Source organism: Amycolatopsis sp. NPDC003865 (genome assembly GCF_053605345.1).
In genome coordinates this window covers 1-14071 of the sequence record NZ_JBSGJA010000009.1, presented here as the reverse complement: position 1 = coordinate 14071, position 14071 = coordinate 1, and the positions used below count along the sequence as shown (strand labels likewise).

At 71.2% G+C, this 14071-nt stretch carries 14 protein-coding genes; 8 read left to right on the top strand and 6 right to left on the bottom strand.

Annotated features, from left to right (window positions below; genetic code table 11):
* Positions 1-260: 260 nt before the first annotated feature.
* From ACWEVP_RS21680 to ACWEVP_RS21660, 5 genes are read right to left on the bottom strand one after another with little or no spacing between them, the layout of a single operon-like run.
* The gene (locus tag ACWEVP_RS21680; RefSeq protein ID WP_452064373.1) at positions 261-1700 is read right to left on the bottom strand and encodes an NAD(P)/FAD-dependent oxidoreductase; all 1440 of its coding nucleotides are present in this window, start codon (positions 1698-1700) and stop codon (positions 261-263) included.
* On the bottom strand, positions 1693-1923 hold the full coding sequence (locus ACWEVP_RS21675) for a ferredoxin (RefSeq protein WP_086865695.1): 231 nt from the start codon (positions 1921-1923) through the stop codon (positions 1693-1695). The genes ACWEVP_RS21680 and ACWEVP_RS21675 overlap by 8 nt, the downstream gene beginning before the upstream one ends.
* 1 nt (position 1924) lies before the next feature.
* Entirely contained in the window at positions 1925-2542 is a 618-nt protein-coding gene (locus tag ACWEVP_RS21670) for a ferric reductase-like transmembrane domain-containing protein (protein ID WP_452064372.1), read from the bottom strand.
* Positions 2535-3320, bottom strand: a complete 786-nt coding sequence (locus ACWEVP_RS21665; RefSeq protein WP_452064371.1) for a DUF4142 domain-containing protein — start codon at positions 3318-3320, stop codon at positions 2535-2537. Before ACWEVP_RS21665 ends, ACWEVP_RS21670 begins: the two co-directional genes overlap by 8 nt.
* Complete coding sequence (locus tag ACWEVP_RS21660; RefSeq protein ID WP_452064370.1) at positions 3304-3867, bottom strand: COG4315 family predicted lipoprotein; 564 nt, start codon at positions 3865-3867, stop codon at positions 3304-3306. The genes ACWEVP_RS21665 and ACWEVP_RS21660 overlap by 17 nt, the downstream gene beginning before the upstream one ends.
* Positions 3868-4131: 264 nt before the next feature.
* Between ACWEVP_RS21660 and ACWEVP_RS21655 the strand changes: the two genes are divergently transcribed.
* The 4 genes from ACWEVP_RS21655 (at position 4132) to ACWEVP_RS21640 (ending at position 8234) form a co-directional block, all read left to right on the top strand.
* A complete protein-coding gene (locus tag ACWEVP_RS21655; protein ID WP_400880671.1) occupies positions 4132-4692 on the top strand; it encodes a sigma-70 family RNA polymerase sigma factor in 561 nt (186 codons plus the stop codon).
* 7 nt (positions 4693-4699) lie between these two features.
* Complete coding sequence (locus ACWEVP_RS21650; protein WP_452064369.1) at positions 4700-5491, top strand: zf-HC2 domain-containing protein; 792 nt, start codon at positions 4700-4702, stop codon at positions 5489-5491.
* Between the two features lie 324 nt (positions 5492-5815).
* The gene (locus tag ACWEVP_RS21645; RefSeq protein ID WP_452064368.1) at positions 5816-7264 is read left to right on the top strand and encodes a DUF1996 domain-containing protein; all 1449 of its coding nucleotides are present in this window, start codon (positions 5816-5818) and stop codon (positions 7262-7264) included.
* Positions 7265-7307: 43 nt separating this feature from the next.
* A complete protein-coding gene (locus ACWEVP_RS21640) occupies positions 7308-8234 on the top strand; it encodes an SCO0930 family lipoprotein (RefSeq protein WP_452064367.1) in 927 nt (308 codons plus the stop codon).
* A gap of 533 nt (positions 8235-8767) precedes the next feature.
* Here the strand turns inward: ACWEVP_RS21640 and ACWEVP_RS21635 are convergent.
* Positions 8768-9814, bottom strand: a complete 1047-nt coding sequence (locus ACWEVP_RS21635) for an Lrp/AsnC family transcriptional regulator (RefSeq protein ID WP_452064366.1) — start codon at positions 9812-9814, stop codon at positions 8768-8770.
* A gap of 86 nt (positions 9815-9900) precedes the next feature.
* On the opposite strand from ACWEVP_RS21635, the gene ACWEVP_RS21630 reads away from it, so the two are divergent.
* From ACWEVP_RS21630 to ACWEVP_RS21615, 4 genes are read left to right on the top strand one after another with little or no spacing between them, the layout of a single operon-like run.
* Positions 9901-11094, top strand: a complete 1194-nt coding sequence (locus ACWEVP_RS21630) for a M20 metallopeptidase family protein (RefSeq protein ID WP_452064365.1) — start codon at positions 9901-9903, stop codon at positions 11092-11094.
* A gap of 5 nt (positions 11095-11099) precedes the next feature.
* Entirely contained in the window at positions 11100-11297 is a 198-nt protein-coding gene (locus ACWEVP_RS21625; protein WP_436388260.1) for a hypothetical protein, read from the top strand.
* The gene (locus ACWEVP_RS21620) at positions 11294-12709 is read left to right on the top strand and encodes a sodium:solute symporter family protein (RefSeq protein ID WP_452064364.1); all 1416 of its coding nucleotides are present in this window, start codon (positions 11294-11296) and stop codon (positions 12707-12709) included. Before ACWEVP_RS21625 ends, ACWEVP_RS21620 begins: the two co-directional genes overlap by 4 nt.
* Positions 12706-13908: an amidohydrolase family protein gene (locus tag ACWEVP_RS21615; RefSeq protein WP_452064363.1), complete on the top strand. Its 1203-nt coding sequence runs from the start codon at positions 12706-12708 to the stop codon at positions 13906-13908. The genes ACWEVP_RS21620 and ACWEVP_RS21615 overlap by 4 nt, the downstream gene beginning before the upstream one ends.
* Positions 13909-14071: the final 163 nt, after the last annotated feature.

Here is a 14071-nt window from a genome sequence, read left to right as displayed (position 1 = left end):
CGGAAGAAGGCCACCCCGGGGGCGTCGGGTTCCCTCGGGATGGCCCTCTCCTGGCCCGCCGGGCGCTCTGTCCACTACAGACGCGAGGCGGGCAGGGGGACGGCTTCCTTTCGGGGGCTCCGGGTGGCGGAGCCCCGGCCCGAGGCGGAGCCTCGGGTGTCACAGTGGGGGCCGGTCACCACACCGCCCAGCCGCGGAGGGGGCGTGGTGACCGGCGAGGGGACGATGGCCGCCGCGCGCAGCCACGTCCCGGCTTTTCTCTACCTCCCCATCGGGATGGCCATGGTCGGCGGCGCCGCGGCCCCGGGCTGCGCGGCGAACGCCGTGGTGGGCGGGGCCGCCAGCGCGGGGAACGCCGTCGTGGGAATGTCGTTGGCGAACTCGCTTTCGAACTCGCGCTCGAAAGCCTGGTGGTCGAAGCCGCTGTCGAACTCCGTCGGGACGTCGGCCGCCAGCGCGGCGACCGCCGGTTCGACCGTGGGGACCTCCGCGACCTCCGGGGCGGGAGCGGGCTCCGGCTCCGGCACGTAGTCGGGCGCGGGCAGCCGGCGGTCGAGCTCGGCCATCCAGTCGAGCATCGCGCGCGGCTTGTCCCACGCGGAGATGCCGACGAGCCGCCCGTCGCGGATGAAGCCGGTGATGCCGTCGGCCAGTGACACGGTGTCCTCGGCCAGCGACGGCATCCCGCACATCTGCAGCCGCGTGTCGTACAGCGTCGACCACGCGCGGGGGAGCGGGGTGAACGGCTTCGCGCTCGACTGGCCCATCAGCAGGTTGTCCGCCGCGTGCCGGGCCGACTCGACGGCGTTGATCCAGTGCTCGACCCGCCGCGGGGTCTCGTCGAAGCGCAGGTTCGGCCAGCGCGCGATGTCGCCGGCGATGACGACGTCGGAGGCGCCCTCGGCGAACAGCTTCGCGTCGCAGAGCACGCCGTCGCTGATGTCGAGGCCGGAGCCGCGCATCCAGTCGACCGACGGGACGCTGCCGATGGCGAGCACGACGACGCTGGCGACCAGCAGCTGGTTGTTCGTCAGGTGCAGCCCGACGGTGTCCTTCGTGCTGATCCAGTGCCGCACTTCGCTCTTCATCGCCAGCTTCGCGCGGTGCTCGTGGTGCGCCTCGACGATGCCGCTGGAGACGCGGTCGCCGAAGCGGTGCAGCGGCGCCTTCGCGTGGCCGACCAGGGTGACGTCCCGGCCGATGTGCCGCATGCTCGCGGCGAACTCGTTGCCGATCAGGCCGGCGCCGATCACGACGGCCGGCTTCTTGCTGGCGTTGAGGCAGCGCCGCACGGCCATCGAATCCTCGACCGTGCGCAGGATCCGCACGCGCGGGTCGTGCCGCGGCGCCCCGGGCAGGTGCCGCGGGTAGACGCCGGTCGCGGCGATCAGGCCGTCGTACCAGAGGGATTCGCCGCCGGGCAGGTGCACGACCCGCTCGGTGGTGTCCAGGTGCGTCACGCGCGCGCCGAGGCGCCAGTGCACGTCGAGGTCGGGCAGGTAGTGCGAAAGGCCCACGTCGCTGGGCCGTTCGGTCCCCATCACGAGTGCCTTGGAGACCATCGGGCGGTGGTAGGGCCGCCGCGCTTCGTCGCCGATCAGGACGATCTCGCCGTCGAAGTTCTGTTCCCGCAGGCGTTCCGCGGCACGCAGCCCGGCGACGCCCGCGCCGACGATGACGATCCGGTCGCCGTCAGCCATCGAGGTCCCCTCTCATCACGACCGCCTGCATCGGGCAGCAGCGAGCGGCCATCTTCGCCTGTTCCATGGTGGTTTCGTCCAGCAGCCGCGTGTGGAAGCGCAGGCGGCCGTCCTGGCCGAGGTCGAACACGTCCGGCGCCTCCATGGCGCAGATGCCGTAGAGCTCGCACCGGTCGTTGTCGACGCTGATCCGGGGCCCGCTACCGGGCAGACGGAAAGGCATCTCAGGCCACCTGCTCTTCCACGAGTCCGATGCGTTCCAGGGTCCGCGCGGGCATGAACCGCAGCAGCGACACCGTGACCGCCGGGACGAGCAGCGTGATGCCACCCAGCCAGACGACCGCGAGGTGGCCGTTGGCGATCGAGCCGAACCACGCGTGCAGCGCGGTGAGCGCGACCGCCGGGTACGCGCAGCGGTGCAGCCACAGCCAGCGGCGGTAGGAGGTGAACCGCTGCAGGCCGGCGGTGAGCGCGATGGCGAGCATGACCTCGAAGCCGACGATGCCGATGCTGTGCCGGGTCTCCTGGCCCGACAGGAAGGGGAGGAACAGGTACTGCAGGCTGTACGGCTGGACCGTCAGGTAGAAGAAGCCCAGCGCGTGGATGCCGCCGAAGATCAGCGTGCCGGTGGCCAGCACCATGTGGGAGCTGCGCAGTGCCTTGCGGCCGGTGACCGAGCGCACCCAGCCGGTGGCGGTGAGCACCCCCCAGGTGAGCGTCAGCATCATCGCCGCGTAGGACGCCCGGGCGGCGAAGGCCGCGAGACCGCGGGCCGCCGGGTCGGTCTTCGGCTGGAACTGCTGGGTGAGGAAGATCGTCGCGTCGTGCCAGGTCTCAACCATGGCTGCCCCCGGTTCTGACGGTGGCCGGCCGGCGCGTCGCCTTGGCCCGGCCGCGGTTGCCCTTGATCTGGCGCAGCACGTAGAACAGGCCGCCGCCGACCAGGAGGAACAGCGCTCCCACCACGGCGATCTGGGACGTGTCGAGGCCGAGCGGCTGCCCGACGGGCGCGGCCGTGGTGGAGACGGCCGGTGCGGGCAGGGCGGTGTAGTCGACCATGCCGGTGCTCTCGAGCATCGTCATGTGCCGCATGACGGCCTGGTTGCCGACGGTCGCGAACGCCCGGACGTCGTCATTGCGGGTGCCGGCGCGCAGCTGCGCCAGGATCGCGAAGACCTGGCCGTGCGCCGCGCGCAGGCGGTTGGCGAAGACGCTGTCGAACGACGCCCCGGCGGGGGCGGCCATCTCTTCGGCCAGCCAGCCCATCTGCTCGGCCGAGGGCTGGTCGGGGACCGGCGAGTTCAGCTTCTGCGACAGCGCGCGCGTGGCGACGTCGAGCCGGCCGTGGTCCATCATGATCGCGAACCCGACCGCCTGGACCTTCGGGCTGCCCTTCTGCATCGCCATCATGCCCGAGGGCATCTCCCACAGGCCCGCCTGGCGGACCTTGGTCAGCAGCACCGCGTCTTCGGGGGAGACGGCGGTGGTCTGGGCGATCGAGGCGGGGGACACCGACGCGAGCAGCGTCAGCACCGCGACCAGCACGAACAGGATCCGGACCAGCGGGCGGGAGCGCTCGGCGGGGGACTCCAGCCCCACGAGCTCAGATGCCGAAAGCATTTTGCCTCCACTGGTCCTGGGTCAGCGTGATCTTGGTGCCGTTCGGCGCGATCGGGTACCAGGCCTCGTCGGCGCCCTGGCCGGACGTGTCGGCCGGTTCGCTGTCGCCGACGAAGTGGTAGAGCGGCCAGCCGGCGAGCGTGGCCTGCTGGGTGCCGTCGTCGCGGTCGATCCGGCCGATCAGCGAGTCGTCGACGTCGATCGGCGCGGGACCGCCGGCCTTGACCGGGATCCACTTGGTCGCGCACGCGTCGTTGCAGTTCGAGCGGGGCGGGTTCGTGGTGTCGCGGTCGTAGCGGTAGATCGTGTACCCGGTCCCGTCGACGAGCATGAGGCCGAGGTCGAACGTCTTCGCGGCCCTGAGCTGGCTCTTCATCGGATCGTTCGGGTTGGCCGTGATCGGTTGCGGCATCGCGATCGTCATCGGGGCCTGCTGCTGCATACCGGGCATCTGCATCCCGGCGCCGCCACCGGCGGCGTAGCCGCCCGAGGTGGTGGCCGCGCCGGCGGTACAGGCGGTGAGCAGGGCGAGTGCGGTGAGGCACACGGCGGCGGGGACCACCGTACGGGGAATGCGTATCACTGCTCCTCCGAGGGCATGACTACGCGCAGTAGCCTGGGGTGAGGCGAAAATGCGCGCGAAGGATCCACAGTGGACATTCGGTCCGGAGTGGATGCGGAGCGTTGCGGGGGACAACGCCTTGTCGGGGTCTTCGGTAGGGGATACGGACACGGTCCGGAAACGGTTCAAAAAAGTTTCGGGACCGTTTGGTACTGGACGTACGCCCTTCGGACCACCAGGATGTCCCGCGTGGGACGGCACACCCGAGCGCTGAGACCCGTTCAAGATCAGGAAGTCGTTGTCGAGCCCAACGACGCCTCCGATGACTTGGCGAAGGCGCTCTACCAGGAGTTCGGCGGGTCCCTCATGGCGTTCGCGCTGCGCCTGACCGGCCACGACCGGCAGTGGGCCGAGGACGTCGTGCAGGAGACCCTGATCAAGGCGTGGCGGAACGCGGACAAGCTCGACCGCCAGCCGGAGATGCTGCGCGCGTGGTTGTTCACCGTCGCCCGGCGCACCGTCATCGACGGGTGGCGCAGCCGCAGTGTCCGGCCCCAGGAGCTCGAAGAGATCGAATCCGACGCGATCGCGGTGTCCGACGAGTCGGACCGGACGCTCGCCGCGATGATCGTCTACGAGGCGCTGCAGGGCCTTTCCCCCGAGCAGCGGGAAGCCATCCAGCAGACCTACCTGCGCGATCGCACCGTGAACGAGGTCGCGGCGACCCTCGGCGTGCCCCCGGGCACCATCAAGTCCCGCATCCACCACGCCGTCCGCGCCCTGCGCCGGGCTCTGCGGGAGCGGGGGTGAACTGAGGGTGGCCGGGTCCGCACACACCGACGTCGCCGCGTACGTGCTCGGCGTCCTCAGCGAGGCCGAGAGCACCCAGTTCGAAGCCCATCTGATGAACTGCCCGCACTGCCAGCTCGACCTGATCGAGCTCTACCAGCTGCCGGACGTCCTCGACATGGTCAAGCGCAGCTGGCCGGAGCCGCCGATGCCGGCGCCCGGCCCGCGCACCCTCGCCCCCGGGCCCCGCGTCCTGCGCGGCCTGATGGAAGAGGCCGCCGTCAAGCGCCGCCGCCGCAAGCGGATCGGCATCCTGGCCGGCGCCGCGGCCGCGGCCGCGGTGATCGCGGGTCCGCTGGTGACCCTCGCGGTGCGCCCGGCCGACGCCGTCCCGCCCGCATCCCTGGCCGCGCCCACCAGCAAGCAGGTCCCGCCCGCGACGAGCGTCCTGGCGACGTCCGTGCCGCCACCGTCCACCGGCGGGCCGAGCCAGCCCGGCGGCGGCCAGACCTACGGCCGCGGCAGCGGCGGGTCGGCCGTGAGCGCCGTCGTCACGGTGTCGCCGGTGGAGTGGGGCAGCCGCGTCGACCTCGAGCTGCGCGGCATCGTCGGACCGCTCAAGTGCCAGCTGGTCGCCATCTCGACGACCGGCGACGACCGCGTCGTGTCCGGCTGGTCGGTGCCGCCCAAGGGGTTCGGCATCCCGGGCTCGCCGGACCCGTTGCGGCTGCAGGGATCCACCTCGCTCGCGGTCGAGCAGATCAGCCGCTTCGAGGTCCGCGGGGACGACGGCACGGTGCTCGTCGTCGTGCAGCGCTGACTCTTTTTCTCCTTCTGGTCTGAACCACGGCCGAGTGCGCGCCGCGGTTCACCACCTTCTTTTTTTCCCGTGCACCGCTTTGACCTGGGTCAATGGTTCCCGGTTGCGTTTCGCTTGATAACGAACAGATAACGGGCTGGTCGCTTTTGAACCTCACCGCGCCGGCGTCCGTATCCCCCAATGCATCCCCCGATGCATCCCGACAGCCGGAACCGCAAGCATCCCCCGGGTTCCGAGCGATCTCGACCTCAAACCAACGGAGTTCTTGCCCGGGCCACCGCGGTGTTCGGCGTGCCCGGAATAACGAACGAGGTGAACTAGTCTATGGCCCGGAATTCTCGGTCCCCCGTGACGGGCAAGCATCGCGTCGCCCGCCGAACCAAGATCGCGATGGGTGCGATCGGCCTGGCGATCGCCGTCGGCGCACTCGCCGTCGCGGTCACCGCGGGCCGCACGGGCGAGGCCAGCGCGGACCCCGCGGACCCGTCGTTCTTCATCGACATCAACAAGGTTCCCGCCGGCAACAACGTCAACGCGGCCTTGCAGAAGAAGGGCGCGAAGGGCTCCTTCACCGTCGACTGTGGAACGAACGCCGACGGCGCGCACCACAACCCCGACAACTTCATCGCGCAGCCGGGGATCAAGAACGGTGCTCAGCACCTGCACGACTACGTCGGCAACGTGACCACCGACGCCGATTCGAGCCTCAAGAGCCTCCTCGCCGGTGGCACCACCTGCAAGAACGGTGACAAGTCGGCGTACTTCTGGCCGGTGATCCGCATCGACCGCGAAGACGACGCGGCCAACGAGAACGAGAACAAGCAGGCCCAGCAGAAGCAGCAGGGCAAGACCGGCGACGTCCAGCAGGACCAGAGCGCCCAGGACGCCCAGGACGCGCAAGACGCCGGGCAGGGCCAGCAGGACGCGGAGAACCAGGACGCGCAGGACGGCCAGGACCAGAACGCGCAGGACCAGCAGAACCAGGACGGTCAGCAGCAGAAGCGGCGCAACACCGGCGGCGGCGCGGGCCGCGGCGGTGACCAGAACGCCCAGCAGCAGGACGGGCAGGACCAGAACGCCCAGCAGCAGGACGGGCAGAACCAGCAGGACCAGCAGCAGAGCCAGGACCGCCGTCGCGGTGGGAAGAACAACGGCGGCCAGAACCAGAGCAGCTCCGCCGCCGCACCGCCGGCCGAAGAGCTCGGCGGACCGCAGGGTGCGAACGAAGAAGTCGGCGACAACGACGGCGAGATCGTCGAACCCGAGTCCGCGACGCTGAAGTTCATCGGCGGTGGCGCGCAGAACGTCGTCGCGATGCCGCTCGGCCTGAAGATCCTCTACGGTGACGCCAAGCAGAGCACCAACGGCCCGGCCAACGCCCGGCCCAGCTGGACCTGCACCGGGTTCGAAGACCGGCTGACCGACCTTTACCCGATCTGCCCGGCCGGCAGCAAGGTCGAGCGCATCCACGCCTTCCCGAACTGCTGGGACGGCAAGAACACCGACAGCGCCAACCACCGCACGCACATCGTGTTCGCGAACCAGCAGGGCAAGTGCCCGCAGGGCTTCAAGAACGTGCCGCAGCTGCAGGTGACGCTGGTGTACGACATCCCGCAGGACGTCCAGCAGAAGGGTCAGTACAAAGTGGACGCCTTCGCCCAGGAGAAGCACAACCCGCGGTCCGACCACGACGACTTCGCGAACGTGATGAACCGCAGGATCATGGGCCGGCTGGTCAACTGCATCAACTCCGGCAAGGCCTGCGCGGAGTAGCTCCACCCGTCCGGTCACTCCACACCAGGAGGGAGAACGTCCGATGAACCGTGCTCGTCCGAGTGCCGCCGCCGTGGCCGCCGTCGCCGGTCTCGCGCTGGTCGCGGCCTGCGGGACCAACCCGTACGCCACGACCGGTGCCGTCCAGCCGGCCGCGCGGCAGCAGCTCTCGGCGAGCACGGTTCAGGTCGCCTCCGGAAGTGGCGGAGACCGGCTGGTCACGTCCACAGTGGAGGGTCTCGGCACGGTACTGGCCGACGCCGAAGGCCACACGCTTTACCGCTACGCCAAGGACTCCGCGAACCCCTCCCGGGTCGCCTGCGTCGACGCCTGCGCGCAGAAGTGGCCACCGCTGCTTTCGGACTCCCCGGAGCCGGCGCCCGGCGTGGACGCGCAGCTCGTCGGCGTGGTCACCCGGCCCGACGGGCGGAAGCAGGTGACCGTCGCCGGCTGGCCCGTGTACACCTACGCCAAGGATACCGGCGCCGGGGTGGCGCTCGGCCGCAACGCCGGCGCGGACTGGGCGGCGATCACGCCGGCGGGGGAGAAGGCAGGCGCGGCGACCACCCTCGGCGCCACCGAGATCGCCGGTCTCGGCCCGGTCCTGACCGACCAGGCCGGCCGCACGCTCTACTTGTTCACCAGGGACGACCGGGGTGCCGGACAGTCCACTTGCGACGGCGCGTGCGCGAAGACGTGGCCACCGCTGCTGGTGGACGGCCGCATCACCGTCTCCCCGGCGATCGACGAAGGCCTGGTCGGCGAGCTCACCCGAGCCGACGGGCGCAAGCAGGTCACGGTCGGCGGCTGGCCGGTCTACACCTACGCCAAGGACGGCGCGCCCGGCGAGGCGACCGGTCACGGCGCCGGGAACACCTGGTACGCCGTGGAACCCAACGGCTGCAAGGTGGACCCGTCGCGCCGTCCGGAAGCGGCGATCTCGACGGCCGCCGCGACCGGCGGGTACTGACTCGCCCCACGAACCCCGGCCCGGCGGACACTTCCCTCCACCTCACCCCCCGGTCCGCCGGGCCGGTCGCACCACCCGAAAGAACCGCGGGACCCCCGTCCCGCGCCCCGAGCCCCGGCCCGGGTGGACACTTCCCTCCACCTCACCCCCCCAAGTCCCCCCGGGCCGGGATTCCTCACCCCCCACCGATCCGGTGCGCCGGATCAGCGAAGGAGGAAGAAGGCGGGAGCTGTTCCCGCCCGCGAGTTCCGGCCGGTGGACGTTCTTCCCTCCACCTCACCCCCCGAGTCCACCGCGCCGGAACTCCTCCCTTCGAGCCGGCTGCCGGTCACCAGAGTTTCGCCCGCGGGCACGTGAAGCCCGCCGCCGATCGCGCGAGATCCGCTCCGGACTTTCCGGCCACCGGGCCCGGGACAAGCCTCGGCGCTCCCGGCGGCACCGGACTCGAGCGCAGCGCGGCCCTCGGAGCCCGGCACTCGAAGCCGGCCCCCAGAACCCCGGTCCGGTGGATGCTTCCCTCCACCTCACCCCCCTCATCCCCCGGACCGGCCCACGCTGCGGTCCCCGTGCTCCGGCACGGGGACCGCGGCCCAGAAGTCCAGCGGCACCCGGCCCACCCCACGCCCCGCCGCGTCGAGCAGGCGCCCCATCAGCTTGACGCTTCGCAGCGTCACCGCCCGGGCGACCACCTCCAGCCACGGCAGCTTCGCCGCCAGCACCGCCTCCAGCGCCAGGGTGTCGTGCTGCGAAGGCAGCCACACCACCAGCATCAGGTTCGCCGCCCCGGTCAGCGCCGCGCACATCCGGACCTCCGGCAGCATCGCCAGCGAGCGCGCGGTCGTCTCCAGCTTGTCCGGCGGCACCCGCAGCCACAGCGTCACCGTGACCGGCGCCGGCGACACCGACCGCGCGATCTCGCACCGGACGCGGATCGCGCCCCGGGCCAGCAACGCGTCGAGCCGGCGCCGGACCGTCGTCGCCCCCACCCCGAGTTCGGCCGCCAGGGAAGCCGCCGACGCCCGCGCGTCCACCCCCAGCGCCAGGACCAGCGCGCGGTCGGCGTCGTCGAACCGCAGCGGCGCGCGGTTCTTCGCCGGCTTCGCCGACAGCGCCTCCCGTTGCCCCGGTGAAATCGCCCGCACCCGCCACCGGCTGCCCTCGGTGAACATCCGCGGCGACAGCACCGTCCGCACCCGCGCGACCCCGGGCACCGCCGCCACCCGGTCCAGCACGTGCGCGCCCAGCTCGCGCAGGGTCGGCGCGACGACGTGGGCCAGCAGGTCGCACGGACCGGCCACGTACTCGACCGTGACGACGTGCGGGTCCGCGGCCAGTGCGTCCGCCACGGCCGGCACGGTGCCCGGCACGCAGTCGATCTCGACGAACGCCAGCGCCAGCCGCGCGCTCAGCTCGCCGCCCACGTACGCCGTGAGCCACGCGTCGCCGCGCTCGACCAGGCTGTCCCAGTGCCGGGCGGCGGTCACCGCGCTCAGCCCGAGCGCGCGGCCGAGGGTCGACCACGACGCCCGCGGCGCCGCCTGCAGCGCGTCGACCAGTTTGAGATCTTGCTCGGTCAACATGGCGGATTCTTCGCTCATCGGTTCTCGCAGTGGTGGTTTCGGGGAATTTCTGCGGCCATTGTGCTCGACACTTGCATGATCTGCGGATGACCCTGCGCTCCGACGCCGCCGACCTGCTCGCCGACCTGGTCGCCCTGCGCCGCGACCTGCACCGCATCCCCGAAATCGGCCTGCACCTCCCGCGCACCCAGGAGCGGGTACTCGCCGCCCTGGACGGCCTGCCACTCGAACTCGGCCTCGGCAAGAACCTCTCGTCGATCACGGGAGTCCTCCGCGGCGGCAAACCGGGCGGGACCGTCCTGCTGCGCGGCGACATGGACGCGTTGCCGGTGACCGAAAACAGTGGCGAAGAGTTCAGCTCGACCCTGGACGGCGCCATGCACGCCTGCGGCCACGACCTGCACACCGCGGGACTGGTCGGCGCGGCCCGCCTGCTCGCCGCCCGCCGCGAGGACCTCGCCGGCGACGTCGTGTTCATGTTCCAGCCCGGCGAAGAAGGCTGGGACGGCGCCGGCCGCATGATCGAGGAGGGCGTCCTGACGGCGTCCGGCAAGCACGTCGACGCCGCGTACGGCCTGCACGTCTCGGCCGCCAGCTACGCGAAAGGCCAGTTCGCCGCCCGGCCCGGCACGCTCATGGCGGCCTCGGGGGCGCTCGAGGTCCGCGTCCTCGGCGACGGCGGCCACGGCTCGTCGCCGCACGACGCCCGCGACCCGATCCCCGCGGCCTGTGAGATGGTGACCGCCCTGCAGACGATGGTGACGCGCACCTTCGACGTCTTCGACCCGGTCGTGATCACGGTCGGCCAGTTCCACGCCGGCACCCGGCGCAACATCATCCCGGACGACGCGAGGTTCGAGGCGACGCTGCGGTCGTTCTCGCCGGAGGTCGCCGCGCGGGTGGGGGAGCGCGCCGTCCAGGTCTGCCGCGGCATCGCCCAGGCCCACGGCCTCGACATCGAAGTCACCTACGAGCCGGAGTACCCGGCGACGGTCAACGACGCCGCGGCGTACGACTTCGTCGCCGACACGATCCGCGACGTCTTCGGGGAAGAGCGGTTCACCGAGATGGCCGATCCGATCACCGGCTCGGAGGACTTTTCCCGCGTGCTCGAACGCGTTCCCGGCGCGTACCTGTTCCTCGGCGCCTGCCCGGCGGATCCGGAAACCGCGCCGGACAACCATTCGCCGCGGGCCCGCTTCGACGACAGCGTCCTCGGCGACGGCGCCGCGCTGCTGGCCGAGCTCGCGGTCCGCCGGCTCGGGCTCCTGGCGGGGTGACGCGGGTGCGCAGCTACCACTGGCCCCCGGTGCTCCCGGTCGTCGCGCTGGTCCTGATGCCGTTCCTGCCGTTCGTCAACACCACCGGGCTGTGGCTCGGGCTGCCGCGGATGATCGTCTGGGGCGCGTTCTGGTGCCTCATGTTCACCCCGGCGCTGCTGCTGTCCGAACGCCTGATGCGCGGACGGGAGGACGAGTCGTGATCCTCGCCTTCACCCTCGCGGGCATCGTCCTGATCGGCGTCCTCGGCTTCCTCGGCCGCCGCAAGCCCGTCGCCGACCTGGCCGAGTGGACCGTCGGCGGCCGCCGCTTCGGCGCGCTCACCATGTGGTTCCTGCAGGCGGGCGAGGTGTTCACCACCTTCACCTTCCTCGGCATGGCCGGTCTCGCGTTCTCCGGCGGCGTCGCGGCGATGTACGCGCTGCCGTACGTGCCGATCGCCTACGTCGTGCTGTTCTTCCTCGCGAAGCGGCTCTGGACGATGGGCAAGGAGCGCGGCTACCTCACCCAGGGCGACTTCCTCGAGGACCGCTACGCCAGCCGGGCGCTCGGGACGCTGTCGGCGGTGCTCGGCGTGATCTTCGTGCTCCCTTACCTGCAGCTGCAGATCACCGGGCTGGGCCTGATCGTCCGGCTGGTCACCGGCGACAGCGCGTCCGGCACGCTGAGCATGGTCACCGGCAGCGTGCTGGTGGTCGCGTTCGTGCTGTGGGCCGGGCTGCGCGGCGTCGCGGCGACGTCCTACTTCAAGGACGGCATCATGCTGGTCGCGCTGGTGGTGCTGATCATCGCCGTGCCGACGCACTTCGCCGGCGGGATCGGGGGAGTGTTCCACAAGATCGAGCAGCTGCACCCCGAGAAGCTGATCGTCCACAGTGGAGCTAACGACCACGTCTGGTTCGTGACGAGCATGCTGGTCAGCGCGATCGGCGTCGGGCTGATGACGCTGCCGCACTCCTGGCCGGCGCTGATGTCCGCGCGTGACCCGAAGGTGCTGCGGCGCAACTACACCTGGATGCCGGTCTACGAGCTGTGCCTGCTGCTGCCGATGATCGTGGGGTTCGCCGCGATCATCGTGGTGCCCAAGGGGAGTGACCCGAACGGCGTATTGCTGACGCTGTCGAAAGACGCGTTGCCGACCTGGGTGACCGGCATCATCGTGGTCGCCGCGACGGCCACCGCGATGGTCCCGGCGGCCGGGATCCTGATCGGCATCTCGTCGCTGGTGGCGCGCAACATAGCCCGCGTCTCGAGTGGCCGTAAGCAGTTCTGGATCAACCACGGCACGGTTGTGCTCGCGAGTACTCTTGCCCTCGTGCTCGGCATCTTCCGGCCCGACCTGCTCGCCAACCTGCTGTTGCTCACCTACTCGGGGTCGGTCCAGCTGGCCCCGGCCAACCTGCTGGGTTTCCTGCGGCGGGTGCCGGTCGGCAAGGGGCCGGTGTTCGCCGGGCTGATCGCGGGCGAGCTCGTCGTCATCTGGCTGACCTTTGTGGACACCCACTTCGCGGGCACGGTCAACGTCGGCCTGATCGGCCTCGGCGTCAACGTCGTCGTGCTCGCCCTGGCCGCGGTGGTGGCGCCGCGGAAGACTGCACTCGTGGAGGCGGCGTGACGCGCACGGTTTTCACCGGCGGCTCGGTGTTCGACGGCACGGGCGCGGACCCGGCGCCGGCCGACGTCGTGGTCGAGCACGGCCGGATCGTGGACGTCGGCACGGACCTCGACGGCGACGAGGGCGTCGACTGTTCGGGCGCGGTGCTGCTGCCGGGGCTCTTCGACTGCCACGTGCACGTCACGGTGTCGGACATCGGGCTGCTGTCGCGCGTGCAGAAGCCGTTCTCCTACCAGTTCTACGAAGCCGCGCGGAACCTCTGGGCGACGCTCGGCCTGGGCATCACGACGGTGCGCGACGCCTCGGGCGCGGACCTGGGCATCAAGCAGGCGGTGGACGACGGGCTGATCCCGGGGCCGCGGCTGCAGATCTCGATCGGGCTGATCAGCCAGACCGGCGGCCACGGCGACAGCTGGAACCCCTCGAGCATCTGTGTCCCGCTGCTGGTGCCGCACCCCGGGCGCCCGGACGCGACGGCCGACGGCCCCGACGAAATGCGCCGGGTGGCCAGGACGCTGCTGCGCGCCGGCGCGGACGTGCTGAAGGTGTGCACGACGGGCGGGGTGCTGTCCCCGCGCGACGACCCGCGGCACTCGCAGTACACGCCGGAAGAGCTGGAAGTCCTGGTCGCCGAGGCGGCGGCGCAGGGCCGCCCGGTGATGGCCCACGCCCAGGGCGCGGCGGGGATCAAGAACGCGGTCCGGGCCGGGGTGCGCTCGATCGAGCACGGCATCTACCTGGACGACGAGGCGATCGAGCTGATGCTGGGCCACGGGACGTGGCTGGTCCCGACGCTGATCGCCCCGGTGAACGTGGTCCGCGCGGCGGACGCGGGCGTGGATCTGCCCGCCGCGGTCGTGGCGAAGGCGCGTGAGGTCGTGGAGGTGCACCGGGATTCGGTCCGGCGCGCGTACGCGGCGGGGGTCCGGATCGCGATGGGGACCGACAGCGGGGTGGGCCCGCACGGGACGAACCTGGAAGAACTGGCGTTGATGGCGGCGTGCGGGATGACGCCGGGCGACGTCTTGGAGGCGACGACGTCCTCGGCGGCGCGGCTGATGGGCCTGGACGGCGAACTGGGGCGGCTGGAGCCGGGGCTGCGGGCGGATCTGGTCGTCGTGTCCGGGGACCCGTACGACTTCCCGGGCCTGGCTTCGAACATCCGGGAGGTCTGGAAGGACGGGGTCCGGGTGGTCTGACGCGCTAGCTGTTCTGTCCGGGGAGGTTGCGATCGTGGCGACACGTGATCGGATGATCTTGGCGTGAAGGAGGGCCTCCGGGTTCGGTGTGGATTGCGACATCTACGCCGAGCAACGGAGGCCCTCGTGACCCACGCTAACGCACCCCTCACCCCGACCGGCA

Coding starts and splice junctions, on each gene's coding strand:
- ACWEVP_RS21680 (WP_452064373.1), bottom strand. CDS start 1,700: ATGGCTGACGGCGACCGGATCGTCATCGTCGGCGCGGGCGTCGCCGGG.
- ACWEVP_RS21675 (WP_086865695.1), bottom strand. CDS start 1,923: ATGCCTTTCCGTCTGCCCGGTAGCGGGCCCCGGATCAGCGTCGACAAC.
- ACWEVP_RS21670 (WP_452064372.1), bottom strand. CDS start 2,542: ATGGTTGAGACCTGGCACGACGCGACGATCTTCCTCACCCAGCAGTTC.
- ACWEVP_RS21665 (WP_452064371.1), bottom strand. CDS start 3,320: ATGCTTTCGGCATCTGAGCTCGTGGGGCTGGAGTCCCCCGCCGAGCGC.
- ACWEVP_RS21645 (WP_452064368.1), top strand. CDS start 5,816: ATGGCCCGGAATTCTCGGTCCCCCGTGACGGGCAAGCATCGCGTCGCC.
- ACWEVP_RS21640 (WP_452064367.1), top strand. CDS start 7,308: ATGAACCGTGCTCGTCCGAGTGCCGCCGCCGTGGCCGCCGTCGCCGGT.
- ACWEVP_RS21635 (WP_452064366.1), bottom strand. CDS start 9,814: ATGTTGACCGAGCAAGATCTCAAACTGGTCGACGCGCTGCAGGCGGCG.
- ACWEVP_RS21630 (WP_452064365.1), top strand. CDS start 9,901: ATGACCCTGCGCTCCGACGCCGCCGACCTGCTCGCCGACCTGGTCGCC.